At 75.2% G+C, this 25944-nt stretch carries 26 protein-coding genes; 12 read left to right on the forward strand and 14 right to left on the reverse strand.

The window, feature by feature from the left end; genetic code table 11:
- Nucleotides 1-49: 49 nt before the first annotated feature.
- Nucleotides 50-790: a hypothetical protein gene (locus tag FH715_RS08565; RefSeq protein ID WP_139642444.1), complete on the reverse strand. Its 741-nt coding sequence runs from the start codon at nt 788-790 to the stop codon at nt 50-52.
- A 150-nt stretch (nt 791-940) separates the two neighbouring features.
- On the reverse strand, nt 941-1939 hold the full coding sequence (locus FH715_RS08570) for a helix-turn-helix transcriptional regulator (protein WP_484422041.1): 999 nt from the start codon (nt 1937-1939) through the stop codon (nt 941-943).
- A gap of 105 nt (nt 1940-2044) precedes the next feature.
- On the opposite strand from FH715_RS08570, the gene FH715_RS08575 reads away from it, so the two are divergent.
- On the forward strand, nt 2045-2497 hold the full coding sequence (locus FH715_RS08575) for a DUF3224 domain-containing protein (RefSeq protein ID WP_139642452.1): 453 nt from the start codon (nt 2045-2047) through the stop codon (nt 2495-2497).
- Nucleotides 2498-2584: 87 nt separating this feature from the next.
- Nucleotides 2585-3091 (forward strand): general stress protein, encoded by a 507-nt coding sequence (locus FH715_RS08580; protein WP_246108634.1) that lies wholly within the window; start codon nt 2585-2587, stop codon nt 3089-3091.
- 16 nt (nt 3092-3107) lie between these two features.
- Here FH715_RS08580 and FH715_RS08585 read toward each other — a convergent pair whose 3' ends face one another.
- The 3 genes from FH715_RS08585 to FH715_RS08595 all read right to left on the reverse strand — a co-directional run bounded on the left by FH715_RS08585 (nt 3108) and on the right by FH715_RS08595 (nt 6229).
- Nucleotides 3108-3878: a class I SAM-dependent methyltransferase gene (locus FH715_RS08585; RefSeq protein ID WP_139642455.1), complete on the reverse strand. Its 771-nt coding sequence runs from the start codon at nt 3876-3878 to the stop codon at nt 3108-3110.
- 264 nt (nt 3879-4142) lie between these two features.
- Nucleotides 4143-4931, reverse strand: a complete 789-nt coding sequence (locus tag FH715_RS08590) for an SDR family NAD(P)-dependent oxidoreductase (RefSeq protein ID WP_139642458.1) — start codon at nt 4929-4931, stop codon at nt 4143-4145.
- Nucleotides 4928-6229, reverse strand: coding sequence for an enolase C-terminal domain-like protein (locus FH715_RS08595; RefSeq protein ID WP_139642461.1), 1302 nt, complete (start codon nt 6227-6229; stop codon nt 4928-4930). The genes FH715_RS08590 and FH715_RS08595 overlap by 4 nt, the downstream gene beginning before the upstream one ends.
- A gap of 257 nt (nt 6230-6486) precedes the next feature.
- Here FH715_RS08595 and FH715_RS08600 point away from each other — a divergent pair, with 257 nt between their 5' ends.
- Genes FH715_RS08600 through FH715_RS08610 form a run of 3 tightly spaced genes read left to right on the forward strand, consistent with a single transcriptional unit; the run spans nt 6487 to nt 9115 of the window.
- Entirely contained in the window at nt 6487-7263 is a 777-nt protein-coding gene (locus FH715_RS08600; RefSeq protein ID WP_139642464.1) for a FadR/GntR family transcriptional regulator, read from the forward strand.
- Nucleotides 7260-8252 (forward strand): aldo/keto reductase, encoded by a 993-nt coding sequence (locus FH715_RS08605; protein WP_246108635.1) that lies wholly within the window; start codon nt 7260-7262, stop codon nt 8250-8252. The genes FH715_RS08600 and FH715_RS08605 overlap by 4 nt, the downstream gene beginning before the upstream one ends.
- A complete protein-coding gene (locus tag FH715_RS08610) occupies nt 8249-9115 on the forward strand; it encodes an amidohydrolase family protein (RefSeq protein WP_139642468.1) in 867 nt (288 codons plus the stop codon). The genes FH715_RS08605 and FH715_RS08610 overlap by 4 nt, the downstream gene beginning before the upstream one ends.
- A 238-nt stretch (nt 9116-9353) precedes the next feature.
- On the opposite strand, the gene FH715_RS08615 is transcribed toward FH715_RS08610, so the two are convergent.
- The 4 genes from FH715_RS08615 to FH715_RS08630 form a co-directional block, all read right to left on the reverse strand.
- Nucleotides 9354-10025 (reverse strand): AAA family ATPase, encoded by a 672-nt coding sequence (locus tag FH715_RS08615; RefSeq protein ID WP_139642472.1) that lies wholly within the window; start codon nt 10023-10025, stop codon nt 9354-9356.
- 214 nt (nt 10026-10239) lie between these two features.
- Nucleotides 10240-11118 (reverse strand): hydrolase, encoded by an 879-nt coding sequence (locus tag FH715_RS08620; protein ID WP_139642475.1) that lies wholly within the window; start codon nt 11116-11118, stop codon nt 10240-10242.
- Nucleotides 11119-11521: 403 nt separating this feature from the next.
- Complete coding sequence (locus FH715_RS08625) at nt 11522-11845, reverse strand: DMT family transporter (RefSeq protein ID WP_139642477.1); 324 nt, start codon at nt 11843-11845, stop codon at nt 11522-11524.
- Nucleotides 11842-12507 (reverse strand): FMN-dependent NADH-azoreductase, encoded by a 666-nt coding sequence (locus tag FH715_RS08630; RefSeq protein WP_139642480.1) that lies wholly within the window; start codon nt 12505-12507, stop codon nt 11842-11844. The genes FH715_RS08625 and FH715_RS08630 overlap by 4 nt, the downstream gene beginning before the upstream one ends.
- 110 nt (nt 12508-12617) lie before the next feature.
- Between FH715_RS08630 and FH715_RS08635 the strand changes: the two genes are divergently transcribed.
- Nucleotides 12618-13175 (forward strand): TetR/AcrR family transcriptional regulator, encoded by a 558-nt coding sequence (locus FH715_RS08635; protein ID WP_139642482.1) that lies wholly within the window; start codon nt 12618-12620, stop codon nt 13173-13175.
- A 36-nt stretch (nt 13176-13211) separates the two neighbouring features.
- On the opposite strand, the gene FH715_RS08640 is transcribed toward FH715_RS08635, so the two are convergent.
- Entirely contained in the window at nt 13212-13733 is a 522-nt protein-coding gene (locus FH715_RS08640; protein ID WP_139642486.1) for a DinB family protein, read from the reverse strand.
- A gap of 137 nt (nt 13734-13870) precedes the next feature.
- Between FH715_RS08640 and FH715_RS08645 the strand changes: the two genes are divergently transcribed.
- The 5 genes from FH715_RS08645 to FH715_RS08665 all read left to right on the forward strand — a co-directional run bounded on the left by FH715_RS08645 (nt 13871) and on the right by FH715_RS08665 (nt 21033).
- Nucleotides 13871-15691 (forward strand): gamma-glutamyltransferase family protein, encoded by a 1821-nt coding sequence (locus FH715_RS08645; protein WP_139642489.1) that lies wholly within the window; start codon nt 13871-13873, stop codon nt 15689-15691.
- Between the two features lie 122 nt (nt 15692-15813).
- Nucleotides 15814-17148, forward strand: a complete 1335-nt coding sequence (locus FH715_RS08650) for a hypothetical protein (RefSeq protein ID WP_139642493.1) — start codon at nt 15814-15816, stop codon at nt 17146-17148.
- A 116-nt stretch (nt 17149-17264) separates the two neighbouring features.
- A complete protein-coding gene (locus FH715_RS08655) occupies nt 17265-18119 on the forward strand; it encodes an inositol monophosphatase family protein (RefSeq protein WP_139642496.1) in 855 nt (284 codons plus the stop codon).
- A 221-nt stretch (nt 18120-18340) separates the two neighbouring features.
- Nucleotides 18341-19765, forward strand: coding sequence for a phytoene desaturase family protein (locus tag FH715_RS08660; protein ID WP_139642499.1), 1425 nt, complete (start codon nt 18341-18343; stop codon nt 19763-19765).
- A gap of 146 nt (nt 19766-19911) precedes the next feature.
- Entirely contained in the window at nt 19912-21033 is a 1122-nt protein-coding gene (locus tag FH715_RS08665) for a glycerate kinase (RefSeq protein WP_211367513.1), read from the forward strand.
- Between the two features lie 144 nt (nt 21034-21177).
- Here FH715_RS08665 and FH715_RS08670 read toward each other — a convergent pair whose 3' ends face one another.
- The 3 genes from FH715_RS08670 to FH715_RS08680 form a co-directional block, all read right to left on the reverse strand.
- Nucleotides 21178-21828 carry a GNAT family N-acetyltransferase gene (locus tag FH715_RS08670; protein ID WP_139643055.1) on the reverse strand — a complete coding sequence of 217 codons (651 nt, stop codon included), beginning with the start codon at nt 21826-21828 and terminating at the stop codon, nt 21178-21180.
- 65 nt (nt 21829-21893) lie between these two features.
- Entirely contained in the window at nt 21894-22472 is a 579-nt protein-coding gene (locus FH715_RS08675; protein ID WP_139642505.1) for a hypothetical protein, read from the reverse strand.
- Nucleotides 22469-23617 (reverse strand): ROK family glucokinase, encoded by a 1149-nt coding sequence (locus tag FH715_RS08680; protein WP_139642507.1) that lies wholly within the window; start codon nt 23615-23617, stop codon nt 22469-22471. The genes FH715_RS08675 and FH715_RS08680 overlap by 4 nt, the downstream gene beginning before the upstream one ends.
- 374 nt (nt 23618-23991) lie before the next feature.
- Between FH715_RS08680 and FH715_RS08685 the strand changes: the two genes are divergently transcribed.
- Nucleotides 23992-25011 carry a LacI family DNA-binding transcriptional regulator gene (locus tag FH715_RS08685; RefSeq protein ID WP_139642510.1) on the forward strand — a complete coding sequence of 340 codons (1020 nt, stop codon included), beginning with the start codon at nt 23992-23994 and terminating at the stop codon, nt 25009-25011.
- Nucleotides 25012-25111: 100 nt separating this feature from the next.
- Here FH715_RS08685 and FH715_RS08690 read toward each other — a convergent pair whose 3' ends face one another.
- Complete coding sequence (locus FH715_RS08690; protein ID WP_246108636.1) at nt 25112-25567, reverse strand: guanyl-specific ribonuclease; 456 nt, start codon at nt 25565-25567, stop codon at nt 25112-25114.
- Nucleotides 25568-25944: the final 377 nt, after the last annotated feature.

Genomic DNA, 25944 nt, shown 5'->3' on the forward strand with positions numbered 1-25944 from the left:
TTTCCACGGAGGCGTCCGTCCCCGCCCGCACAGGCTACGTCACACCGCGTCAGAGTTCCTTACTGGTGGTGAGCTTCGATGGCCGACTGGTGGCCGCCTTGGTGACATCGGCGACCGTTTCCACCACATCCGCGCCGTATGCCTGGGAGTTGACGACCTTGAGCAGCAGGCAGAAGGTGCCGGAGGTGCCGTGCTTCCGCGCCAGCCGCGCATGGTGCCGGGCGAGATGGCGGGTGGCCGCCTGGTGGGTGACGGCGCGCTGGCCGCAGGCGAGGAAGACCGGGCGCTCGCCCTCCCCCGCGGTGAGCCTGGCCAGCAGGACGTACTCGGTGACTCCCGGCTCCAACCGGTAGCGCTCGCTGCCGATGTGGAGCGCACCGCGGTCGGGCCCCTCCGCCTCGGTGTCCACCAGCACGCCGGGGAGCAGGCTCGCGAGGTGCGCGGCCGTGCGCCGGTTGGCGACGGGCCCGCCGAGGCAGAACTCCGTGCGCTCCCCGAGGCTCTGCTGGGCGCCCTCCCCCGAGACGAGCTGGGCCGTGGCCCCGGAGTCCCTGACGACGGCGGACAGTTCCATGAGCGCCAGCACGTCGCCGCGGGAGACCGCGCCGTCGGCCGAGGCGTCGCGGCCGACGACCAGCAGACACTCGGAGTTGTCGGGGAGCCCGAAGAAGTTCTGTCGCCGGCGCCGGGAGCGGGCGGCCAGCCGGCCGCGCAGCGCGACCCCCAACGCGAGGGCGACCAGCGCGGTGCCGGACACCGCTGCCACGAGCCGAAACGCTTCGTCATCCATGGCCGGGAATCTACCGGCGCACGGGAGACGACACGAGCCCCTTCGCGCGGCAACGCACGGGGGTAGGCGCGGGAACGCGGGGCGCACGACGGGCGGTTCGCGCGGGTTTGGTGCGCTGTCGCACCGATTGGTTCCGGACAGATCTCGGGTTCAGCCGTCCTCCGTCTCCCCCGCGTAGCGACGGGCCAGCCCGTGGACCGCCTCAGCGACGGCGGCACGCAGCCCTGGCGGGCCCAGCACCTCGGCCTCCTCGCCCAGCCGCAGCAGGTCGCCCACCGCGATCACCCGGTTCTCCACGGGGAGTTCGACGACGCGCCAGCCGCGGACGTCCTCGGGTCCGGCGGCGGCCACGGCCTCGACGCCCGCCGCGCCGAAGAACATGGGGAACAGCCGGGCCGCGCGCGGCGAGATCCGCAGCCGCGCCACCTCACGGAAGCGGGCGGCCGTCAGCCGGTCGGTGAACTCCTGCCAGGAAGCCGCCAGTTCGAAACCCTCCGGGCGTTCGAAGCGCTCGCTCCCCAGCCGCACCCCGGTGAAGCGTGCCACCCGGTACCCGCGCACCCGCCGCTCCTCCTCCCCCGGGTGCCGGCGGAGGGCCATCAGGTACCAGATCCCGCCCTTGAGGACCAGGCCGAGCGGCCACAGCTCCCGTTCCCCCTCCCGGCGCCAGCTCCGGTAGTGGGCGCGGGCCGGCAGCTGCTCCCAGACGGCGCGCGCGAGCGTGGCCAGGTGGGGAACGGGCTCGCCCTCCCGGAACCAACCGGGCGCGTCGAGGTGGAAGCGTTCGGCGACCCGTTCCGCGCGCTCGGCCAGCTCGGCCGGGAGCGCGGCGCGGAGCTTCAGCTGGGCGGCGGCCAGTTCGGCACCCAGCCCCAACTCCCGTGCGGCGCCCGGCACTCCGGCGAGGAAGAGGGACTCGGCCTGCCCGTCGGTCAGTCCGGTCAGCCGGGTGCGGTACCCCTCAAGCAGCCGGAACCCGCCGGCCGGCCCCCGGTCGGCGACCACCGGCACCCCGGAGCCGGCCAGCGCCTCGACGTCGCGGTAGACGGTCCGCACCGACACCTCAAGCTCGGCCGCCAGCTCGGGGGCGGTCAGCCGTCCCCGGTTCTGGAGCAGCAGGATCAACGAGAGCAGTCGGTCGGCGCGCACGTTCCCCATTGTGCTCCGGTACCTGACAGAAGGTGTCAGGTACCGAAAGCAGAGTGGTCGCCGCACGACATGGAACGGTCATGTCGGCCAACTCTGGAGATCAACATGTCCACTGACTCGATCGACCGCGCCGTCGCCACCCACTCCGTCCGGATCACCGGCACCTTCGGCTACGCCGACTGGCAGGAGAGCCAGCTCTCCCCGGAGGGCGCGGAGGGAGCGAAACTGGCCACCGCCACGGTGCGCAACAGCTACACGGGAGGCATCGAGGGCGAGGGACTGTGCACCTACGCCATCAGCTATCTGCCGAACGGGACCGGCGGCTTCACCGGGCTGGAGCTGGTGACCGGGACGCTGGACGGCCGCGCCGGCTCGTTCGTCCTGCGCGAGCGGGGCACCTTCGCGGAGGATCACTCGCTGACCTGCGAGTTCACCGTGGCGCCCGGCAGCGGCACGGGGGCGCTCACGGGGCTGACGGGGGCGGGCGGCTTCGTCTTCGCGCCCGGTACCCAGGCCGTTCCCTTCGCCTTCGGCTACACCCTGCCCGAGGCCGGGTAGCCGGCGCGGCGACCGGGTACTCGGCGCGTTCGGCGGCCACCGGCGCGACGGCCGGTGGCCGGGAGGCGAGTGGAAGGAGCCCCCCGCATGTCCAGGACGTCGATGTTCCCGCAGGCCCCGGTAGAGGAGGCCGACGCGACGGCCGGGCGGCCGGTGGTGGGCTCCTACCCCGACTACCCGGGCGCGCAGCGCGCCGTGGACTTCCTCTCCGACGACCACTTCCCGGTGGAGCGGACCGCCATCGTGGGCACCGACCTGCGGATGGTGGAGACGGTGCTCGGCCGACTGACCCGGGGCAGGGCGGCCGGCGCCGGCGCGGGGGCGGGCGCCTGGTTCGGGCTGCTGATCGGCCTGCTGCTGTCGCTCTTCGCCGGCGGCGGCGCGAGCGTGCTGCTGCTGATCCTCAGCGGCGTGGTCTACGGCGCGCTCTTCGGCGCCGTCTTCGGCTTCGCCGGCCACGCGATGACCGGCGGCCGGCGGGACTTCGCCTCCCGCAGCCGGATCGTCGCCGCGCACTACGACGTGGTCGCCGACCCCGAGGTCTCCGAGGACGCCAAGAACCGGCTGATCAAGCTGGGGTGGCGCGAGAGCTGAGCCGGCCCAGGGGCGGTCACCCGGTGCGGGTGGCCTTCCACAGCTCCTCGCTCGGCCAACTCCTGGCCCACGCGGCGGTGACCTCCGGGTAGTCGCGGGCGCCCGCCTCCGGCGCGGCGACCTCGATCAGCTCGTCCACGGTGAAGCCGTGCTCCCGCAGCAGCCGAATCAGCTCCCCGTGCGGCAGGGTGAACTCGACCCCGCCGCCGTGCGGCAGCCGCGAGGCCCCGAAGTAGGGCCGCAGCAGCCGCGAGTCGGCGGCACCCGCCTCGGGCCGGCAGACGGCGAAGAAGGGGGAGCGCCGGCTGAACGCCAGCCGCCCGCCCGGCTCCAGCAGCCGGGCGGCCTCGGCGATCCAGCGGTGCGGGTCGCACCAGAGGGAAGCGCCGTAGTCGCTGATGACCAGCGCGAACCGGCCGCCGCGCAACGACACCCGTTCGGCGTCGGCGAGCACCAGATCCATGGCCAGCCCGAACTCCTCGCGCAGCGCCCGCGCGGTGGCCAACTGCGCGGCGGACACGTCGACCGCGACGGGGCACGCCCCGGCCCTGGCCAGCCACGCCGACACGTAGCCCGTTCCGCAGCCGAGTTCGACCACCCGACGCCCCGCGATGTCGTCCGGGATCAGCCGAGCCCTGGACTCGGGCGTCGCCCACAGCCCCCAGGTCGGCTCCCGCTGCGCCCAGTGGGAACGGGCCAACGGCGCGTGGTAGGCGGCGCGTTCCTCGTCCCAGTGCACTCGGTTGCGCGCGACGTGGTCGGTGGGTTCGCTCCCGGGATCGGCCATGCGGTCATCACACAAGCGGGTGGTGGTCGACCGCAACCCGATAACCGGCGGCAGCCATGGTCGGCCAACCCCCGCCACACAGCATTCGCGCGGTTCACCGCGCCCCCAAGCCGCCACCGGCAGTACAGGGGCGCGAGGAACGGCGCGAGTAACCCACCACCGGGGCGCACCGACAACCCGCCCCGCCACAAAGTTCCCGACCGCCGGGGCGAGGAGGGCGCCCCACCGCGCCGCGTCCGTCGACGGGCACGGTCGGGCGCGGGGTCACGTGGTCCGACGGGTCGGGCGGGTGCGCAGGCCGTGCATCCCGCCGTCGACGGGGAGGGCGGTGCCGGTGATCGCCGAGGACCAGGGGCCGGCGAGGTGGGCGATGGCCTCGGCCACCTCGACCGCGGTGACCAGTCGGCCGGTGGGCTGGCGCGCCTCCAGCGCGGCGCGCTCGGCCGCCGGGTCGTCGGCGGCGGACAGCAGTCGTCCCACCCACGGGGTGTCGACCGTGCCGGGGTTGACGCAGTTGACGCGGATGCCGTCCGGCAGGAGATCGGCCGCGGTGGCCCTGGTCAGCGCTAACACCGCGCCCTTGGTCGCCGAGTACAGCGCGCGGTTGGGCAGCCCCGTGGTGGCCGCGACCGAGCAGGTGTTGACGATCGCCGGTGCCGACGAACGACGCAGGTGCGGCAGCGCGGCACGGGTCACGCGCACCACGCCGAGCAGGTTGACGTCCAGGACGCGGTGCCACTCCTCGTCGGGGTTGTCCTCGACGGTGCCGGCGGCGCCGATCCCCGCGTTGTTGACGACGATGTCCAGGCCGCCGAGCGTCTCGGCGGCGGTGGCGACGGAGGCGCGGACGGAGGAGTCGTCGGCGACGTCCGCGCGGAGGCCGAGCAGCGGCTCGGGCACCTCGGCGGTGAGGTCGAGGCAGGCGACCCGCGCGCCCCGTTCGGCGAGCAGGGTGGCGGTGGCCAGGCCGATGCCGGAGGCCCCGCCGGTGACCAGGGCGGAGAGTCCGGCGAAGGGGAGCCCGCCGTCGGGGGCGCTCGGGTCCTGGCTCACGTGGTCTCCCTCCACACGGGTCCTTCGGGGTAGCGGTGGTCGGCGACCGAGGCGGGGTGCAGTTCGGCGCCGAGGCCGGGTGTCAGTGGCGCGAGGTAGTGTCCATCACGCAGAGTGACCGGAGCGGTGAAGTGTTCGTGGAGGTGGTCGACGTACTCGATGACCCGGTTCTCGGTGGTGCCGCTCACCGCCACATAGTCGAACATGGCGAGGTGTTGCACCATCTCGCAGAGGCCCACGCCACCGGCGTGCGGGCAGACGGGGACGCCGAACTTGGCGGCCAGCAGCAGGATCGCGACGTTCTCCGTGACGCCCGCGACGCGGGACGCGTCGAGTTGCAGGATGTCGATGCCCTCGGCCTGGAGCAGTTGCTTGAAGACGACCTGGTTCTGGCAGTGCTCGCCGGTCGCGACGCGGATGGGTGCGACGGCGCGGCGGATCGCGGCGTGGCCCAGGATGTCGTCCGGGGAGGTGGGCTCCTCGATCCAGTACGGGTCGAAGGGGGCGAGCGGGCGCAGCCGTTCGATCGCCTCGGTGACGCCCCACGCCTGGTTGGCGTCGATGGCGATGCGGATGTCGGGTCCGACGGCCTCCCGTGCGAGCCGCAACCGCCGCGCGTCGGCCTCGGCGTCGGCGCCGACCTTGAGCTTGATCTGGCGGAAGCCGTCGTCGACGGCCTCCTTGGCGAGCCGTACCAGCTTCTCGTCGGTGTAGCCGAGCCACCCGGGGGTGGTGGTGTAGGCGGGGTAGCCGTGCGCCAGCAGGTGCTCGGTCCGCTCGGCGCGCCCGGGGGCGGCGGCGCGGAGGATGTCCAGCGCCTCCTCGGGGGTGAGGGCGTCCCTGAGATAGCGGAAGTCGACCAGGGAGACGAGCTGTTCGGGGCTCATCTCGGCGAGCAGCCGCCACACCGGCTTGCCCGCGATCCGGCCCGCGAGGTCCCACACGGCGTTGTCGATGGCGGCTGCCGCCATGTGGATGACGCCCTTGGACGGGCCGAGCCAGCGGAGTTGGCCGTCGTTGACCAGCCGTCGGTTGAACGCGCCGAGGTCGCCGAGGAGTTCGGGGACGGACTGCCCGACGACCAGCGGGGCGAGGGCGGAGACGGCGGCGGCCTGGACCTCGTTGCCGCGGCCGATGGTGAAGGCGAGGCCGTGGCCCTCGGCTCCCCCGCTGGTGCGGACCGTGACATAGGTGGCGGAGTAGTCGGGTTCGGGGTTCATGGCGTCGGAGCCGTCCAGTTCCCGCGAGGTGGGGAACCGCACGTCCGTGACGTCCAACGAGACGATCTGCTCAGTCATGGTGCCTGCCGGGCTGCTGGTGGTCTGGGACGGGTCCTTGGCCCCTCGCCGGGAGCGTCGCGTCGCCGGAGGAGAGCCATAGACATGGGATCTATTGATAGGGGCAGCGGCCCGCAACGTCCACCCCTGACGACAAAACTGCTGGTTATCGATTTTGTCGACTACCTCCGCAAGCGGCGGACATCACACCCTCTCGCCGAAGGTGGGATCTTTCTGTTAGGGTCCTCGCGTCCGAATTCCCCTGCGAGGTTGAGCAGATGTCGCTGACCGACAACGCCATCGCCCGCATCCGGGAGCTGATCCGGTCCGGCGCGCTACCCCCGGGGGCCAAGCTGCCGCCCGAGCAGCAGCTCGCCGCCGAGCTCGGCCTGTCGCGGAACCTGATGCGTGAGGCCGTCAAGGCCCTGGTCGTCGCCCGGGTGCTGGAGATCCGCCGGGGCGACGGCACCTATGTGACCAGCCTCCAGCCGAGGCTGCTGCTGGAGGGGCTGGCCGTCGCCGTCGAGCTGCTGCACGGCGAGACGCTGCTCGAACTCACCGAGACCCGGCGCCTCTTCGAGCCGGTGGCCACCGGCCTCGCGGCGCGGCGGATGACGCCCGAGGCGCTGGCCGTGGTCGCCCGCGAGCTGGAGGCGATGCGCGCCGCCAGGGACGACGTGGAGCTGCTGGTCCACCACGACGCCGCGTTCCACAGCGCGGTGCTGGCCGCCACCGGCAACGAGACGCTGGTCTCGCTGCTGGACGGGATCTCCGGGCGCACGCTGCGCGGTCGGATCTGGCGCGCGCTGGTCGACGAACACGCCTCCGCGCGCACCCTCACCGAGCACGAGGCCATCTACGACGCGCTCGCCGCGGGCGACGCCGCGCTGGCCGAGGCCACCGCGCTGGTGCACGTGAGCAGCACCGAGCACTGGTTGCACCGTCACCTGGACGCACAGCGGGCCGTCAAGGCGGAGGCCGAGGAGGCGGACGAGCCGGCGCCGCTCCCCCTCCCCGCCCCCGCGCCGGAGCGCACGCCGGCGGTGGGACGGTGAAGACCGCCGGCGGGCTGACGACGCTGGGGCGCTCCGGCCTGACCGTGGGCCGGATCGGGCTCGGCACCGCGCCACTCGGCGGGCTCTTCACCCCCGTCTCGGACGCCGACGCCGAGGCGACGCTGGAGGCCGCCTGGGACGCGGGCGTGCGGTACTTCGACACCGCGCCGCACTACGGTCTCGGCGTCGCCGAGCGGCGGCTGGGCGCGTTCCTCGCCGACCGCCCCCGGAACGAGGTGGTGGTCTCGACGAAGGTCGGCCGGCTGCTGCGCCCCGGGTACTCGGCGCCGGGCACCGACGGCTACCACGGTGCGCCGACCGACCTGGCCAGGCGCTGGGACTTCAGCGCCGAGGGCGTGCGCGCCTCGCTCACCGAGTCGCTGGAACGTTCCGGCCTGGACGCCTTCGACCTGGTGCTGCTCCACGACCCCGACGACCACGGCGAGCAGGCGCTGGCCGAGGCGTATCCGGCCCTCGCCGAGCTGCGCGCCGAGGGGCTGGTGCGGGCCATCGGCGCGGGAATGAACCAGACCGGGATGCTGACCAGGCTGGTCAACGAGACGGAGCTGGACGTGGTGCTGGTCGCCGGCCGCTACTCGTTGCTGGACCGGAGCGCGGCCGAGGCGCTGCTGCCGGCATGCGAGGCGCGCGGGGTCAGCGTGCTGGTGGGCGGGGTCTTCAACAGCGGGCTGCTGGCCGCCCCGCACGCCGGCGCGACGTTCGACTACGCGCCGGCGCCCGACCCGCTGCTGCGCCGGGCGCGCGCGCTGGCCGCGCGTTGCGCCGAGTTCGGGGTGCCGCTGCCCGCCGCCGCGCTCCAGTTCCCGCTGCGCCATCCGGCCGTGGGCGGGGTGCTGCTCGGGGCGCGCAACGGGCGCGAGATCACCGAGAACGTCGCCCACGCCGCCACCGAGATCCCCGAGGAGCTGTGGCGGAGCCTGGAGGCGCCGCCGTCCGAGGAAGCCGAGGAGAGCGGGAGCACGCAATGACAGGCCAGGGCGGAGTGATCGACGCGCACCACCATCTGTGGGACCCGGCCCAACGGCCCCAGCCCTGGCTGTGGGAGGCGGGGATGGCCGCGCTCCACCGCCCGTTCGGCACCGGGGACCTGGAGGCGGCGACGGCGGACGCCGGGGTCGTCGGCACGGTGCTGGTGCAGGTGCTGCCGGAGTTGGCGGAGACCGTCGACTTCCTGGCCGTCGCCGCCCGCACTCCGCTGGTGGCCGGGGTCGTCGGCTGGGTCGACCTGACGCGCGGCGCGGACGCGGTCGCCGAGGACCTGGCGCGGCTGCGCTCGGCACCGGGCGGCGAGTATCTGGTCGGGGTACGGCACCTGGTGCAGGGCGAGGAGGACCCGCGCTGGCTCTGCCGGCCCGAGGTCCGCGACGGGCTGACCGCGGTCGAGGAGGCCGGGCTGGTCTACGACCTGCTGGTGCTCCCCCACCAACTCCCCGCCGCCGTCGAGACGGTGCGCGCCCTGCCCGGGCTGCGCTTCGTGCTGGACCACCTGGCCAAGCCGCCCATCGCCGACGGGACGCGGGAGCCGTGGGCGGCGCTGCTGCGGCAGTTGGCGGCCGAGCCCGGCGTGAGCTGCAAGCTCTCCGGCATGGTGACCGAGGCCGAGTGGAGCGGCTGGACGGTCGAGGCGCTGCGCCCCTACGCGGAGGTCGCGCTGGCCGCCTTCGGGCCCGACCGGGTGCTCTTCGGATCGGACTGGCCGGTCTGTCTTGCCGCCGCCTCCTACACCGACGTACTGGGCGCGGCACGGGAGTTGACGGCGGCGCTGACCGCGGCGGAGCGGGCGGCCGTCTTCGGGGGCAACGCCCGCCGCGTCTACGGCTTGAAGGGCTGAGCCTCCGGGGCCGTGGCGCACCCCCGGCGGGGCGCGCCACGGCGAACGGCCGCGCGCCGCCGCGCTCCCCCGTTCGCCACCGCACCGCTCCCCCGCCCGTCTCCCCCCGTCGGGTCCGCCGGGCCCGTCGACGGGCACTCCCCGGAGACCGGCCCGGACGGTCGGTGACCGAGTGTGGGCCGGTTTCGGACGGGCTTTGCCGATCATTTGCCGACCGCCCGGCGCCCCCGGCGGCCGGTCAGAGGCGGTCCACCCGGGGGAACGCCTCGACCGGCGTCATCTCGTCCGGAACGACGAAACGCAGCCGCGCGCGGGCCGCGGTGGGCGCGTCGATCAGCACGGCCGAGCCGCAGCCGGCGGGCAGCCGTTCCCCCTCGACCCGCGCCAACAGCCGAGCCAGCGCCCGGCGGTGACGGCGGAACGCGTAGCGGGAGACCGAACGCCCGCGCCGGCGCTGGCCGGCCAGCGCCGACTCGGCGGGAACGTCGAAGAGCAGCAGGTGGTAGGGCTCCCCGCGGCGCCACGCGTGCCAGGCGAGCCATGCCCGCACCCAGCCCAGCCGCCCGCAGTCGTGGACCAGCACGGCCGCGTCCCGACGCAGCGCGAGCCACAGCCTGAGGTAGTGCGCCAGACGCACCAGCGGGCGGTAGACGGCGTACGGCAGCCGGTGCCCCAGGCGCACGTCCCAACGCTCCCTCACATCCTGGGAGTCGATCGTCCGCACCCCCGCGCGGGCGCCGCCGGGGCCGTGGGCGCGCCGCATCAGCGTGGACTTGCCGCACCCGGGAAGGCCGCTCACCACCACCCGGTGGCCCGCGGGCCAGCACAGGGAGAGAAGCCGGTCGCCGGGCTCGCCACGCAGGTCACGGACGCGGGGAGGGGCCGGGTCGGCCACGGTCTGGTCCATCATGTCCCTTCACCCGGCCGCGGTTCGGCCTATCTGGCTGATTCTGCCCGCTTCCAGGGGTGACCGGACGTCCGCATGGCTCAACTGTCCATCCAGCGACGGGCGATGGGCCAGAAACCATCGATCCGATGTCCGGGACCCATCGCCCGCCCAAGGAACGGCCGCCCGGGATCGCACGCCGTCGCGCATCCCGAACGGCCGTGTGCCTGACGCGCGTTCAGCAGCCGGTGCGGGTGGTACCCACCGCCACGTCGTCGTACCAGAGGGTGTCGGCGCCCTCGCCGTAGCTCTCCCAGCCGAGACGCAGGTCGACCACGTCCGGCGACCACTCACCCCGGTTGAGCCACTGCTGGTCGACGTCCTGCGTCGGCTCGCCGTCCACCACCAGCCCCTCGACCTGTTCGCCGTCGAGCCAGGTCTCCAACAGGCCCGCCGACCCGTCGAGTTGGAACTCCAGACAGGACCACTCGTCCACCGGCAACGGCGCGCTGAGCGCCACGCCGGCCGGGCTCTGCGCGGGCAGGGTCGCGTCGTCGGACTCCCGGTTCCACTGGAGCGCCGCGTTCTGACCGCCCATCCGCAGATCGCGTGAGCCGTCGCCCACGTCCTCCATGGCGAGGAACGTCACGTGCTGCTGCGGGAGTTCGGTGGTGTGACGGACCCAGAAGCGGACGTAGAGGCCGCTCGCGGTGTCCACGTCGGCCAGTTCGGTGGCGACGAAGACGTGGTTGCAGTAGCCGTCCGCCCCGTCGATCCGCAGCGCGCCCCCTCCCTCGCGGCCCGCCTCGGTGTCGACGGTCGCGGTGCCGAGGCCGGAGCAGTCGCGGGTCTCCACGGCCCAACGGCCCGACGGGGCGCCGCCGTCCATGGCCTCGAAGTCCTCGCAGAACCCGTCCGTCGCGCACTCGGCGAAGGCCGCCGGTTCCGTTTCGGGCTGACCGCCGAGGGCGGCGCTCGTTCCCGTCGCGGCGAACGCCAGGGCGCAGGCGACCGCGACGGCGGCCCTCCGCCGCCCGCGCGGCACGACCGTCGGGGAGACGGTGGCGGTGACGGCGGCGGCTTGGCGCGCCGGGGTCTCGTTGGGGGGAGGCGTCATGTGCAACTCCTGCTCGCTGGGGGGACGATGCGGCCGACGACCATGGCGCGCGCGGCTGTCCCGTTGAACCGCACGACCATGGGAGCGCTCCCAGCATTCGAAGGTAGCCCTCCCCCACCCCGGGGTCCAGAAGCGGGCAACGGGAAGACGGCGCCGGCCGGCGCGAAGCCCCGCCGGCGCGGGGCGGGGAGCGCGGCACCGGGGCGCGGGAGTCGCCCCGGGCCGGTCGCGGTCCACGGCCGTGAACGTGCGTGGACCGCGACCGGTCACCAGAGCCCGACCGTCACGAGTAGCCGACCGTCACCAATGCCCAACGGTCACGAGTAGCCGACCGTCACCAATCCCCAACGGTCACGAGTAGCCGACCGTCACCAGTGCCCGACCGGTCACCAGCTCCCGGCGGTCAGGAGCCCTCGGAGGTCACCCTGGCGAGGACCACGCCGCCGACGATCAGGGCGAGCGCGACGAGGCGGCCCGCGGTGACGGGGTCCCTGTGGACGACGATGCCGAGGGTGACGGCGCCGACGGCCCCCATCCCGGTGAAGACCGCGTAGGCCGTGCCGACCGGGAGTTCCCTCATGGCCAGCGAGAGCAGATAGACCGCGACGGCGGCGAGCGCGAAGCAGACGAGCGTCGGCAGCGGCCGGGTGAAGCCGGCCGTGGGCTTGATGGACTGCGACCAGGCGACCTCGACCAGTCCCGCGGCGATGAGCAGCGGCCAACTCATCGCGTGCCCCCCAGCTTCCGCGCGGTCGCCAGGGCCGTCGCGCGGGACGCGTCGTGGTCCCGGCGGCGGCCCGCGAGGGCGGGATCGGTGCGGGAGTTGACCAGTTCGGCGCCGACGAAGGACATCGCCTCGTCCGGGATGGCGAAGTGACCGGCGAGGAAGTCGCGCAGGTAGCGCTCGTGGTGGTCGTAGGGGTGGCGCGGGGTGCCGGGCCCGTACGCCCCGCCCCGGGCGTAGGCGACGACGAAACGCCGCCCGGCCAGCGACATCCGGGGGAAGGCCACCTGGTCGATCCACGCCTTGAGCGACGCGGGGACGGAGAAGTTGTACATCGGGGCGGCGATCAGCACGGTGTCGGCGGCGACGAGTTCGACCAGCAGCGGCTCGACGATCGCCCACGCGGCGGCCCGGGCCGGGCCGCGCACCGCTTCCGGGTAGCGGGCGATGTCGGTGATCTGGTGCGCCAGGACGTGGTCGCACAGCTCCGTCCACGCCTCGGATATCTGCGGGACGGGGTCGAGCGCCAGGTCGCGGTGGAGATAGGCGCCTTCGGGATGGGACGAGCGCCAGGCGTCGGCGAAGGCGTCGCCGATCTCCCGGCTGAGGGAACGGCGGCGCGCGCTCGCGTCGATGTGCAGCAGCGTCGGCGGGGAAGCGGTCACGGGCGGGTCTCCTGTCACGAGGACGGACAACAACCGGACGCCACGTCCGGTTCCACTCGTCAACTGGACACCACGTCCGCTTATTCCGGGCGCCGACGTAGGCTGAGGCCGTGGAGACGAGAGAACGCGCGGACGCGGCCCGCAACCGCGCCAAGGTGCTCGCCGCCGCGGCCCGGCTGTTCGAGAGCGAGGACCCGCGGACGGTCACGATGGAGGACATCGCCCGCGCGGCCGGCGTCGGCCGGGGCACGCTCTACCGCCGCTACCCGGACGTGGCCTCCGTCGCGGCGGCGCTGCTCGACGAGCACGAGCGGCTCCTCCAGGACGAGCTGCTGCGCGGCGCACCGCCGCTGGGCCCCGGCGCCCCGCCGCCCGAGCGGCTCGCCGCCTTCTTCGCCGCCATGATCGACCTGCTGGACCGGCACGGTCATCTGGTTCTGGGGGCCGAGACCGGGGCGAAACGCTTCGCCGTGGGCGCCTACGGCTTCTGGCGTGCCCATGTCGTGGCGCTCCTGCGCCAGGCCGGCACCCCGGACCCCGAGGCGCTCGCGGACACGCTGCTCGCCCCCCTGGCGCCCGAGGTCTTCCTCCAGCAGCGCTCCCAGGGGGTGACGCCCGCCCGGCTCAAGGCCGCGCTCGCCCGGCTGGCACGGGTGGCCACCCCGTGACCACCCGCGCCCACCCGGCGAACGCGGGGGCGCTGGTCAGCGGGCCGCGCGGAGGAGGCGGAGCTGGCCGATCTCGGCCGCGTTCTTGGTCAGTTCGACGGCCGCGAAGGAGTAGAGGTGGGCGCGGGTGAGGCCCGCGTCGGCCGGCCAGGGGTAGGCGGCGGGCACGGCCAGATCCTGTTCGTCGGTGCCTTCCAACACGTCGCGCCAGGTGTCGTGGAGTCCGCGGAGCCAGGCCACCGTCGGCTCCCCGGGCCCCGGCCAGAGGATCTCCTCGCGCGCCCGGGGCGTGCGCCCCCGCGCGTGGTCGCAGGCGGTGCTCCACCACCAGCCGAGGTGCCAGCTCACCCAGCCGATCGTGGGCACCGGGATCGGGTCGGGCTCGACCTCGGCGAAGTCGGGGCGCCAGCCGCCGTCCTCGGTGGGGTGCATCGTCCAGACCAGGGGACCCGGTTCCCAGAGGAAGTCCTCGGGGGCGAGCCGCTGGAGGTGGTAGTCGAAGAACGACCAGGCGAAGTCGAACTGCCAACGGGCCTGATCAGCTGCGGTCGTCGTCATGGTCGGCGACCCTGACACAGGCGGCCGGACGGGCGCCACGAGTTATCGGGCGACGTGGCGCGCCCGCCCGAGCAGGCCGGGGACGGCGCGGAGACGACGCCCTACTGCGGTCCGCGGGCCGCACGTATGCTCCGCGCATGTTCACCACACGGCCCACGCTTCAGGGCACTTTCGGCATGGTTTCCAGCACCCACTGGCTGGCGTCCCAGTCCGCGATGGCCGTTCTGGAGGACGGCGGCAACGCCTTCGACGCGGCGGTGACCGCCGGGTTCGTCCTCCAGGTCGTGGAGCCGCATCTCAACGGCCCCGGCGGCGACGTGCCGATCCTGCTGGCGCCGGCGGACGGCGAGGTGCGGGTGCTGTGCGGGCAGGGACCGGCGCCGGCGGGGGCCGGCATCGACCACTACACCGGGCTGGGGCTCGCACTCGTGCCGGGCACCGGCCCGTTGGCGGCCGTGGTGCCGGGCGCCTTCGACGCCTGGCTGACCCTGCTGCGCGACCACGGGACCCGGAGCCTGGCGCAGGTGCTGGGGTACGCGATCGGATACGCGGAGGGCGGTCACCCGGCGGTCGAACGGGTCGGGGCCACGGTCGAGTCGGTGCGGGAGCTCTTCGAACGGGAGTGGACCAGCTCGGCCGCCCTCTATCTGCCCGGCGGACGCGCCCCGGCGCCCGGCGCGCTGCTGCGCAACCCCACGCTGGCGGCCACCTGGCGGCGGCTGCTGCGGGAGAGCACGGGCGGGGGCCGCGGCCGGGAGGCGGAGATCGACGCGGCCCGCCGGGTCTGGCGGGAGGGCTTCGTCGCCGAGGCGATCGTGGCCCACGCCGGGCGCCCGGCGATGGACTCCTCGGGCGAGCGGCACGCCGGAGTGCTGGACGGGGACGACCTGGCGGGATGGCGGGCCGACTACGAGGAGCCGGTGCGCTACCGCTGGGGCGACTGGACGCTCTGCAAGGTCGGCCCCTGGTGCCAGGGCCCGGTGCTGCTTCAGCAACTGGCGCTGCTGGACGGCGGGATGACCGGAGCCGACCACGGCACGCCGGACTATGTGCACTCCCTGATCGAGGGGAGCAAGCTGGCGATGGCCGACCGCGAGGCCTGGTACGGGGACGCGCGTCCCGTGCCGCTGGAGGCGCTGCTCTCCCCCGGGTACAACGAACGACGGCGGCGGCTGGTCGGTGCGGAGGCGTCGCTGGAGCTGCGCCCCGGCGCGGCCGAGGGGCGTGCGCCCCGGCTTCCGCGGCTGGCCGAGCGCCTGTTGGCGCCCGGCGCGGACGCCGCGCGGGTGGCCGGCGCCGGGGAGCCGACGGTGGCGCGGGACGGCGAGCCCCCCGTGGGCGCCGACGGGGAGACCCGGGGCGACACCTGTCACGTGGACGTGGTCGACCGCTGGGGGAACATGGTCTCGGCGACGCCGAGCGGCGGCTGGCTCCAGTCCAGCCCTGTCATACCCGAGCTGGGGTTCCCGCTGGGATCCCGGCTCCAGATGACCTGGTTGGAGGAGGGGCTGCCGGCCTCGTTGACGCCGGGCCGCCGGCCGCGCTCCACGCTCAGCCCGACGCTGGCGCTCCGCGGCGACCGGCCGGCGCTCGCGTTCGGCACCCCGGGCGGCGACCAACAGGACCAGTGGCAGGCACACTTCTTCCTGGCGCTCGCGCTGCGGGCGCCGGTGCGCGGCGGTTGGGACCTCCAGGGCGCCATCGACGCGCCCAACTGGCACCAGGACGCGTTCCCCAGCTCGTTCTTCCCGCGTACCGGCCAACCGGGCAGCGTGACGGTGGAGTCCAGGATCGGGGAACGGGTCGTCGCCGAGCTGCGCCGCAGGGGGCATCGGGTGACGGTCGGCGAGCCCTGGTCGGAGGGGCGGCTGAGCGCGGTGGGGCGCGATCCGGAGACCGGAGTGCTCTCCGGCGCGGCCAACCCCAGGGGGATGCAGGGGTATGCCGTCGGACGGTGAGAGCGCGCGTGCGCGCCGCCGAAGCGCGTGCGCCCCGCGCGCCCTTCCGTGCGCCGACGCCGAAAACGTTCTGTAGCGCCCCGGTAACAAGCCCCGTAACACGGCTTGGGTTCAGTACGCCCATGCCTGATGTGCGCACGATGGAACGCGAGTGGGCCGACTCCCTGGCGGCGTTCACCTCCGAGCTGCGGGCACTGGTCGGGGTGCTCGATCCCGCGACCGGCTGGCTCGCGGTCTTCCGCCGCAGGAACGCCGCCGAGTTGACGACCTGGCTGGCGGGTGGGGCGCTGCCGCCCTGGGACGCGGTGGCCGACCTGCTGCGCGACCTGACCACGCGCGGCGGGGCGGCGGAGGCCGAGCGGCCGGCGGCGCGGTTGCGGGCGCGCTACGGCGACGCGGTGCGGGCGCGGGACGCGCTGCCGGGGGGTCGGGAGGCGTTGGCCGTGCTGCTGGCCCAGCTCGACCGCTCGGCCCGCGAACTGGACGCCAGGCTGGGGGCGTTGACCAGCGCGGAGAAGACGGCGCTGGCGACCGGCAGGGGCGGCGAGGCGCGAAGGTTAGCCGCGCTCGCCGCGTGGGCGCGGGACGACAGGGAACGCGTGGACGGCCGCCGTTCCGAGGCGGGCGCCCGGCTCGCGGCCCTGCGCGCCGCCCACCCGCCGACGGAGGAGGGGGCGCGCGAGACGCCAACGAACGAGGGGGCGCGCGAGACATCGGCGCGCCGGCGTGAGAAGCCGGCGCGTCGGCAGCGAGGGGGCGCCCGGTTCGCCGGCATCGAGACTCCGCGGGACGAGCCCCCCGCGCGGGCGCCGGACGTCACTCCCCCGGCGACGCCGACCGCCGTTTCCCCGCTGCCCCCTCCGCCGAGCGGCTCCCGGTTCGCCGGCGCCCTGCGCGACCATCGGCCGACCCTCGCCGACCGGGTGACCGAGGACGACCTGGCGGCGGCGGCCAGCGCCGTCGAGAGGCTGCGCGCGCTGCGGGCGGACGGCAGGAGCGGCGCCGCCCACGGCGTGCTCTCCGAGGTCGTCGGCGGGCCCGCGGTCCGACTGCCGCTGCTGCTGGACGCGTTGGAGCGCGCCGGCCTTGAGGCGGAGGGGGCCACGCTGCTGTGGGAGGCGGGCTCGCTGCCACCGGCGTCGTTGGCGGCGGCGGCCGAGGCGCTGGGGCTGGCGGGACGGGATGAGGACTGCGGGCAGCTGCTGCGGCAGGGCGCCGCGCGGCCCGCGGCCGAGGTGGGCGCGGTCGCCGTCGCGCTGCGGGCGCGCGGGCTGGAGGGGGAGGCGGTGGCGCTGCTGCGGGCGATCCTGCGGGCCCGCACGGCGGAGGAGGTGGCGCAGGCGGCCCACCCCGCGCCCGAGGCGCTGGTGCCGGTGCTGCTGACGGCGGCGGGCGAGGTCTCCGCGCACCATCGTCGCGCGGTCGCCAGCGAGCTGCGCCGGGCCGGCATCCTGTGAGCGCCGGCGGGACGACGGCCGGGTGGGACGGGACGGCGACAGCGCCGCGCGCGGCGTCGGCCGGGTGGTCGGGGCCCGGGCCGGGGCGGGGTGGCGGGGCGTGGTTCGATGGGCGGGTGGATGCAGAAGAGCTGGTGAAGCGGGTGGCCGAGGCGGTCAGGCGGGTCGCGGCCCAGGAGATCCTGCCGCGCTGGCGGCAGTTGGCGACGCACGAGGTGACGCAGAAGTCGGGGCCCCACGACCTGGTGACCGTGGCCGACCGGGAGGCCGAGCGGGTGCTCACGGCCGAGCTGCTGGAGCTGCTGCCCGGCTCCGTGGTGGTGGGCGAGGAGGCGGTGCACGACGACCCGACCGTCTACGCCGCGCTGGAGGGCGAGGCGCCGGTGTGGATCGTCGACCCGGTCGACGGCACCCGGCCGTTCGTGCGCGGGGAGACCGGCTTCTGCACGCTGGTGGCGCTCGCCGAGCGCGGCGAGCTGCTGGGTTCCTGGACGCACGCACCGGCCACCGGGCTGTTCGCGCACGCCTGGCGCGGTGCCGGCGCCTACTGCGACGGCGCGCGTCTCGCCGCCGGCTCCCCCGCCCCCGGGCGGCCGTTGCGGGTCGCCCACTCCCACCCCGACTACACCTCGCCGCGCCAGAAGCGCGCCCTGAGCGTGCTGAACACCGAGGGCGTCGCACCGCGGCCCTGCGGCGCCGCCGGGCTGGAGTATCTGGCCGTCGCCCGCGGGGAGTCGGACGCGATCGTCTTCGACTGGGAGAACGCCTGGGACCACGCGGCCGGGCTGCTGCTGGTCGAGGAGGCCGGCGGCGCGCAGGCGACGCGCTCCGGTGAGAGGTTCCGCCTCGCCGGCGCCAACGACGTCCCGTTCACCGCGGCGCGGGACCGTGCGACCGCCGACCGCCTGCTGGCGCTGCTGCGCACCCACGAGGAGCCGCCGGACGCCCCGGACGGCCCCGTCGCCGCCTGAGTCGCCCCCCGGCCCGCGCACCCGGGGCGGCCCGCGCCGGCGTGCGCGCCGCCCCGGGTGCGCGGGGCGCGCGAGGCCGGGGGACGGCGCGACGCGCCGCGCCGGGCGGCAACTGATGGCCGGCCCGCGTGAGTTGACCTTGCGGCAGTTCGGAGGCGGTGGCGGCGTATCCTCGGGGGGCTGGTCCGCCTGTCGCTCACCGTTGAGGGGAGAGCCGTACGTTGCCTGCGTTGCGTGACGTGGTCGTGGTGGGGGCCGGGCCGAACGGGCTGACGGCCGCCGTTGAGCTGGCGCGGCGCGGGATGTCGGTCGCGCTCTTCGAGGCCAAGGAGACGGTCGGCGGCGGCGCGCGGACCGAGGAGCTGACGCTGCCCGGCTTCCGGCACGACCCCTGTTCCGCCGTGCACCCGATGGGCGTCGGCTCACCGGCGTTCCGGGCCATGCCGCTGGACCGCTACGGCCTGGAGTGGGTGCAGCCCGATCTGCCGTTGGCACACCCCTTCCCCGACGGGAGCGCCGCCGTGCTCGCCCGGGGCGTCGGCGAGACCGCGGCGAGCCTCGGGGCGCGGGACGCCGCCGCCTACCGGAGGCTGCTCGCGCCGTTCCTCGGGCGGTGGGACACGCTGGTGGCCGACTTCATGAAGGTGCCCTGGGACGGGCTGCCGCGCGACCCGCTGCTGCTGGCCCGCTTCGGGCTGGCGGGGACGCCGCCGGTGTCGTGGCTGACCAGGCGGTTCTCCGACGAGCGGGCCAGGGCGCTGATGACGGGCCTGGCCGGCCATGTCGTCGCGCCGACCTCCACCCCGGCGACCGGCGCGGTGGCGCTGGTCTTCGCCCTGGCCGCGCACGAGGTGGGCTGGCCCCTCGCCCGGGGCGGGTCGCAGTCCATCGCCGACGCGCTCGCCGCCTATCTGCGCGACCTCGGCGGCGAGATCCACACCGGCGTGGAGGTGCGGCGGCTCGACGAGCTGCCCCCGGCGCGCGCCTACGTCTTCGACACCTCGCCCTCCGCGCTGGCCAGGATCGCCGGGCTGGGCCGGGCCTACCGCGGTTTCCGCTACGGCGCGGCGGCGTTCAAGGTGGACTACGCGCTGGACGGGCCGGTGCCGTGGACCTCGCCCGAGGCGCGGCGGGCCGGAACGGTCCATCTGGGCGCCACCAGCGGGGAGATCGGGCGCGCGCTGAAGGACGCGGCGCGCCGGGGCGAGGCCCCGAAGGTGCCGTTCCTGGTCACCTCGCAGCCCACGCTCTTCGACCCGAGCCGCGCCCCCGAGGGCAAGCACGTCTACTGGGCGTACGGGCACGTGCCGAACGGGTGGGACGGCGACCTCACGGAGGCGGTGGAGCGGCAGATCGAGCGGTTCGCGCCCGGCTTCCGCGACCTGGTGCTGGCCAGGGCGGTGGCCGGCCCCGCGGAGCTGGCCCGGCGGAACGCCAACTACGTGGGCGGCGACATCGCCTGCGGCGCCTTCTCCGGCACCCAGACGCTCTTCCGCCCCCGCGTCGGCCTCCGGCCCTACGCCACCCCGCATCCCCGGGTCTTCCTCTGTTCCTCGGCGACCTGGCCGGCGCCGGGGGTGCACGGCATGTCCGGGCACAACGCGGCCAAGGCCGTCTGGCGGCGGCTGCGCGCCGGCGGTTCCTGACCCGCCCCCTGCCGGGGTGCCGGGGTCGGTGACGCGGTGTGCGCGGCGCCGTGCCCAGCGACCATGGTGGTCGAGGACCACGGCGGATAGGGTCCGTGTTCGACCGCAACGACCACAGGGACCTCAGAATGACGCAGAGCTGGAGTGTGCTGATCGCCGCCGACAAGTTCAAGGGCTCGCTGTCAGCCGCGGAGGTGGCGGAGCATGTCGCGGCCGGCATCCGTCGCGCGCGCCCGGAGACGGCGGTGACCGCCCTGCCGGTCGCCGACGGCGGCGACGGCACGGTGGACGCGGCGGTCGCCGGTGGGTTCGAACCGGTGGAGGTGGAGGTCACCGGCCCGTTGGGCCTGTCCGTCGCGGCGCGCTTCGCGCTGCGCGGCCGGACCGCCGTGGTCGAGATGGCGCAGGCCGCCGGCCTCTCGCTCCTCCCGCCGAGCACCTTCGCGCCCATGACGGCGACCACCTACGGCACCGGCGAGTTGATCGCCGCCGCGCTGGACGCGGGGGCCACCCGGATCATCCTCGGCGTCGGCGGCTCGGCGACCACCGACGGTGGCGCGGGGATGCTGACCGCCCTGGGCGCCAGACTGCTGGACGAGGACGGCGACCCGATCCCGTGGGGCGGCGCGCCGCTGCGGGAGCTGACCAGCGCCGACCTGTCGGGTCTCGATCCGCGGCTGAAGGACACCGAGTTCGTCCTGGCGAGCGACGTGGACAACCCGCTCACCGGCCCCCAGGGCGCCGCCAGCGTGTACGGCCCGCAGAAGGGCGCCGACCCGCTGGAGATCGAGATCCTGGACGGCGCGCTGACGCATTTCACCGAGGTGCTGGCGCGCGCCGAGGGCTCCCGTGTCGAGGAGTTGGCCAAGGCTCCGGGCGCCGGTGCCGCCGGCGGCATCGGCTTCGGCGCGCTGCTCGGGCTGGACGCCGCCTTCCGTCCCGGCATCGAGGTGCTGCTTGAGGTGCTGGGCTTCCGCGAGGCGCTGGCCGCCGCCGATGTCGTGATCACCGGCGAGGGCTCGCTCGACGAGCAGACCCTCAGGGGGAAGGCCCCGGCCGGTGTCGCCGCCGAGGCGCGCGCCGCGGGCAAGCGGGTCCTGGCGGTCTGTGGCCGACTCGCCCTGGACGAGAGGGCGTTGGCCGGCGCCGGCATCGAGGCCGCCTACCCGCTGAGCGCCCTGGAGTCCAACCCGAGCCGCAGCATGGACGAGGCCGGCCCGCTGCTGGAGCGCGTCTCCGCCCAACTCGCCGAGGAGCGCCTGAAGTAGCCGGGGAACGCCTGCGGTGGCCGGGGAACGCCGGGAGTAGCCGGGGAAACGCCCGAGGTGGCCGCCCCACCGGACCGGAGGGGCGTCACGCGACCGGCCCCGCCGGGTCCGCGGCGCCTCCGGCGGCGGCCGACCGCGGACGGCTCACTCGGCCAGCAGCAGGGCCTCCCCGCCCACCGGGCGGAAGCCGGCCGCCTGGAAGGCGCGGACGCTGCGCGCGTTCCCCGGTGGCTGCTGGGACCAGAGCTGTTCGCCCGCCGGCAGCAGGTGCCGGCCGGCCAGGGCCAGCGCCCGTCCGAGTCCGCGCCCGCCGGCCGTGCCCTCGACCTCGACGGCGATCTCCCAACGGCCGGCCACGCCCCGGCCGAGGGCCAGCAGGCCGCCTTCGGTCGTCCAGACCCGCACCTCGTCGCGGTGCGCCCGCGCCCTGACCACCCGTGGGTGGTCGCTCTCGGTGACCTCGGTGAGCGGCAGCGTGGGTGGCCCCGGGAGCGCGGGCGCGACAGTCAACATGTCGACGATGTTGACCCGGCGCCCGGTGTGGGCGCCCAGCGCGACGAGGAACGCCGGGCCCAGCGGCGCGGCCAGGGGGTCGGGCGAGGCCGCCGCCAGCGTCTCCCGCACCCGGTCCGGGTCGACGTCGGCGAACACCACCGCGTGCGCGCTCATCCCCAGGACGCCCGCGTCCCTGCCGTTGGGCTGGGGTACGAAGGTGACGCCGCCGTCCGCCGGCGGGAACTCCCCGCGCGCGGCGGCGCGCAGTATCCGGGCGAGCGCGCCCGGGTCACGCGACAGCGCGCGCCCCGGGGCGCCGGCGCGCGGGGGCGTGGTCGCGCCGTCGCCGACGGCGTCCGCGCCGCTCACGGCTCCGTGACGGAGTACGCGAAGACCCGGGGCCGTTCCTCCTTGGTGAGGTCGACCGTGATCGCCACCTCGGGCTCGTGCTCCGACTGGCGCACGATCGTGCCCGCGTAGATCCTGCCCGGCTCGTCGAAGGCCCAGCCGACGGTCTGCGCCTCCCGGGAGGGGATGGTGACCGTCCCCTCGACGAGGCCGGCCCTGCTGGTGCCCAACTCCTCAAGGAACCCGCTCAGCTGGCTCGGCGAGCAGCGGAACTCCACGTACATGGCGCTGCGGTCCCAGGCGTTGGTCTCGAAGTGGCCGACATAGGCCGAGCCGCCGGGGACCGGGACATCGTAGATGCGGCGCTGGACCTTGCTGGGCCACTCGTAGACCAGGGTGCGCGCCGAGGACGAACGGGCCTTGTCCTCGCCGCTCTCCCGGCTGACATAGGCCGAGTGCACCATGTACCCGGCGGGGATGGCGATCAGCAGCAGCACGATGAGGGCCACCAGCCAGCGGTGGCGCGGCCGGTGCGGCGGCCGGAGGGGCACCTCGGGGGTGCCGCCGCCCGGCGGCGTGGTGCTCGGCGTCGTCACCGCTCACCCGCCCGACCGCGCGGGGTGAGCCGCAGCTCGAAGGCGGGGCTCTGCGCCCGCTCGGCGCGGCGCCGGTTGGCCCGCCGGAAGCGGCGCGCGACCAGCCGCGCCAGGTCGGCGGCGCCGACCATGCCGGCGTCCGCCCCCAGCGCCGCGCGGACGATGGTGGCCTCGGGTCGGTATCCACGCCCGGTCAGCTGGCGCCGGAACGCCTCCCTGGCCGGGCCGATCAGCAGCTCGTCGGCGTCGCTGACCCCGCCGCCGACCACGAAGCGCGCCGGGTCGAGCGCCGCCGCCAGATTGGCGATGCCCACACCGAGCCAACGTCCGATGTCCTGGAGCAGTTCCACGCACATCGGGTCGCCCTCGCGCGCCAGCTCCGTGATCAGCGGTCCCGTGATGTCCCCGATCTGGCCCTGGACCCGCTCCAGGATGTGGTGGGCCACGGGGGAGTCGGCCGCCGCCAGCTCGCGCGCCTCGCGGACCAGCGCGTTCCCCGAGCTGTACTGCTCCCAGCAGCCGCGGTTGCCGCAGGGGCAGCGGTGGCCGGCGGGCACGACCTGCATGTGGCCGAACTCGCCGGCGACGCCGTACGCGCCCCGTTTGACCTTGCCCGTCTCCAGTATCCCGCCACCGATGCCGGTACCGAGAGTGATCATCACCAGGTGGTCGGCGCCCCGGCCGGCGCCGAAGCGCCACTCGCCCCAGGCCGCGGTGTTGGCGTCGTTGTCGACCATGATCGGCACCGCGAGGCGGGCCGCGAGGGCGTCCCGCAACGGCTCGTTGCGCCAGGCGAGATGGGGCGCGAACAGGACGGTCGAGCGCTGGGCGTCGACCCAGCCGGCGGCGCCGATGCCGACCGCGTGCACGTCGTGCCGGTCGGAGAGGTCGAGCACCAGCTCGGCGATGGTGTCCTCCACCACCTTGGGGCTCTTGGACTTCTCCGGCGTCTCGGTGCGGACCCGCTCCAGGATCGCGCCGTCGGCGTCGACGACCCCCGCCATCACCTTGGTGCCGCCGATGTCGATCCCCACGGTGGGCACCCGGGGCGCCGAAAGGTGTGAGGAGCGCTCCCGGCTGGCGATGGCGCGCAGGACGGACGCCCGCGCCGTCTGGCGGTGAGCGCGCTCACGGTAGGTACTCATCGGCTTGATTGTGCCCTACCCCGCCGACGGGTGGCGGGCTGCCCACCTGCTGGCGGCGCACCGGGGAAGGCGGGGGAAAGCGCCGGTGACGGGGTGGAGGACACGGGGCGAAGCGGCGGGTAACGGCGGGCGCCACGACCTGGTGAACGCCCCCGCGCCCCGACGCGCTACCACGCGCCGGGGCGTGCGCGCCGGATCTCGTTCCGCGCCCCGCCCCGGCCCGTTCCACGCCCGGGGGCCGTTCCCCCGTGGCCGGGCCGCCCGCCCAGCCGTTCGGCGGGGCGGTGGGCCGGGCGGGCGCGGGAGCGGGGATCATGGCGGAGGCCGCGTCGAGCCCACCCCACCGCTCCGGCGGACGGCCGCGAGGAGGTCCGTTGAAACGCCCGACCATGCAGGACATCGCCCTCAGGGCCGGGGTCACCAAGGCCGCCGTCTCGTTCGCGCTGAACGGGCGCCCCGGGGTCTCCGAGGCGACCAGGGGGCGCGTCCTGGCCATCGCCGAGGAGTTGGGCTGGCAGCCGAGCAACGCGGCCAGGGCGCTCTCCGACGGCAGGGCGGGGGCGTTCGGTCTGGTCATCGACCGCCCGGCGCACACGCTGGGGCGCGAGCCCTACTTCATGCGGCTGATCTCCGGCATCCAGTCCGAACTCGCCACGGACACCACGCCGTTGCTGCTGACGATGGCGGAGGACCAGGCCGCCGAGATCGCGCTCCACCGGGCGTGGTGGGCACGACGGGCGGTGGACGGGGTGTTCCTGGTCGACCTCCGGGTGGACGACGGCCGGGTGCCGGTGCTGGAGGGGCTGGGGATGCCGACGGTGGTGATCGGCGCGCCGGTGGGCACGGGAACGCTGCCCGCCGTGTGGAGCGACGACGCGTCGGCGGTCGCCCTGGTCGTTGCCCATCTGGCGGAGTTGGGCCACCGGCGGCTGGGGCGGGTCTCGGGCCCCGAGCGGCTGCGGCACACGTCGCTGCGGACGGAGGCGTTCGCGCGGGAGCTCGCCGAGCGCGGCCTGACGGGCCGCACCGTGGCGGCCGACTACAGCGGCGAGGGCGGCGCGGCGGCGACGCGGAGGCTGCTGGAGGGGGAGGACCGGCCGACGGCGCTGGTCTACGACAACGACGTGATGGCGCTCTCCGGGCTGGCGGCGGCCCAGGGCCTGGGGCTGCGGGTGCCGGCCGACGTGTCGGTGGTGGCCTGGGACGACTCGGCGCTGTGCGCGCTGGTCAACCCGCCGCTGACGGCGCTGAGTCGGGACATCGGGGCGTACGGCGCGCGGGCGGCGCGCTCGCTGCGGGCCGCGGCGGAGGGGCGGCGGCCGGGCGACCAGCGGGACGCCGGGTTCTCGCTCACGTCCCGCGGCTCGACGGCGCCGCCGCCCGGGCGGCCCTGAGCGGCGCGTGCCCCCTCCCGCGCGGGAGGGGGCGCGGCGCCGGGACCGGTGGGGACGGTCCCGGCGCCGCCGTGGGGGGACGTGGTCTTCGGTGGTCGGCTCAGCAGCCGTAGTCGATCAGGTCGAAGGACTCGTAGTGGTCGGAGGTGTAGTAGTCCTCCGCGGAGGAGTCACCGGTGACGACCCGTCGCGCGCCGCGGTGGTCGATGCCGGGGGTCTCCACGGTGTACTCGTGGTAGTAGCCGGTCGGTTGACTCGGCAGCAGGCCCTCGCGGTTCTGGAAGACGCCGCCGTCCTGCGGGTACGGGTAGGGGCCGCCCTGCTCGATCAGGTCCAGGGTGTCGTGGGCCTGCGACGGCAGGGAGCCGTAGCAGATGTCGCCGACGGCCCACGGCTGGAGTGAGGCGGCGACGGTCGTGGGGGTGGGGGCAGGGGAGCTCGGGTGGGGGGTGGCGGTCGCTACGCTCTGGCCGCCGACCAGGAGTGCTGCGAGGAGGGCGCTGAGGGAGCCGACTCGGGCCGCCCTGGCCGTCCTTGACGCGTGATTCATGCCCATGCCAATAGTGTGACGCGCGTAGCATCACGCGCGTCAACCGTGCGGGCGAGGATTTTCCCGAGAGTTCACAGGACGCCGACGGGGCGACCACCTCGCGCCGGGGGCGCCACCGGGGCGCGCGGCGGCGCGGGGGTCCACGGTCGTGCGCGCCCTGGCGCGCGCCGAGTTGGCGCCAGCCGTCCTCGGCCGGGTGCCGTGCGGCGGCACGGCGGCGGTCCGGCCGTCGGCCACGGCGACGGCGGCGGGGCGCACGCCCTCGGGCGTGACCCACCCGGCGGGCGCGCGGCGGCAGGTCGACCGGAGCGTCCCGTGCGACGACTGGGACGACGTCGCTGGTCAACGGGCCACCTCCGAGCGGTCGCTGACGAAGAGGGGCT

The sequence above is a fragment of the Streptomyces sedi genome (assembly GCF_006335015.1).
Lineage (GTDB): Bacteria > Actinomycetota > Actinomycetes > Streptomycetales > Streptomycetaceae > Streptomyces > Streptomyces sedi.

Bases quoted from the DNA above. Each gene is read 5' to 3' on its own strand.
- FH715_RS08610 (WP_139642468.1), top strand. From the start codon at position 8,249: ATGACAGGCCAGGGCGGAGTGATCGACGCGCACCACCATCTGTGGGAC.
- FH715_RS08640 (WP_139642486.1), bottom strand. From the start codon at position 13,733: ATGACGACGACCGCAGCTGATCAGGCCCGTTGGCAGTTCGACTTCGCC.
- FH715_RS08680 (WP_139642507.1), bottom strand. From the start codon at position 23,617: ATGAGTACCTACCGTGAGCGCGCTCACCGCCAGACGGCGCGGGCGTCC.
- FH715_RS08615 (WP_139642472.1), bottom strand. From the start codon at position 10,025: ATGATGGACCAGACCGTGGCCGACCCGGCCCCTCCCCGCGTCCGTGAC.
- FH715_RS08690 (WP_246108636.1), bottom strand. From the start codon at position 25,567: ATGGGCATGAATCACGCGTCAAGGACGGCCAGGGCGGCCCGAGTCGGC.
- FH715_RS08595 (WP_139642461.1), bottom strand. From the start codon at position 6,229: ATGACTGAGCAGATCGTCTCGTTGGACGTCACGGACGTGCGGTTCCCC.
- FH715_RS08585 (WP_139642455.1), bottom strand. From the start codon at position 3,878: ATGGCCGATCCCGGGAGCGAACCCACCGACCACGTCGCGCGCAACCGA.
- FH715_RS08625 (WP_139642477.1), bottom strand. From the start codon at position 11,845: ATGAGTTGGCCGCTGCTCATCGCCGCGGGACTGGTCGAGGTCGCCTGG.
- FH715_RS08645 (WP_139642489.1), top strand. From the start codon at position 13,871: ATGTTCACCACACGGCCCACGCTTCAGGGCACTTTCGGCATGGTTTCC.
- FH715_RS08600 (WP_139642464.1), top strand. From the start codon at position 6,487: ATGTCGCTGACCGACAACGCCATCGCCCGCATCCGGGAGCTGATCCGG.
- FH715_RS08650 (WP_139642493.1), top strand. From the start codon at position 15,814: ATGCCTGATGTGCGCACGATGGAACGCGAGTGGGCCGACTCCCTGGCG.
- FH715_RS08565 (WP_139642444.1), bottom strand. From the start codon at position 790: ATGGATGACGAAGCGTTTCGGCTCGTGGCAGCGGTGTCCGGCACCGCG.
- FH715_RS08620 (WP_139642475.1), bottom strand. From the start codon at position 11,118: ATGACGCCTCCCCCCAACGAGACCCCGGCGCGCCAAGCCGCCGCCGTC.
- FH715_RS08580 (WP_246108634.1), top strand. From the start codon at position 2,585: ATGTCCAGGACGTCGATGTTCCCGCAGGCCCCGGTAGAGGAGGCCGAC.
- FH715_RS08575 (WP_139642452.1), top strand. From the start codon at position 2,045: ATGTCCACTGACTCGATCGACCGCGCCGTCGCCACCCACTCCGTCCGG.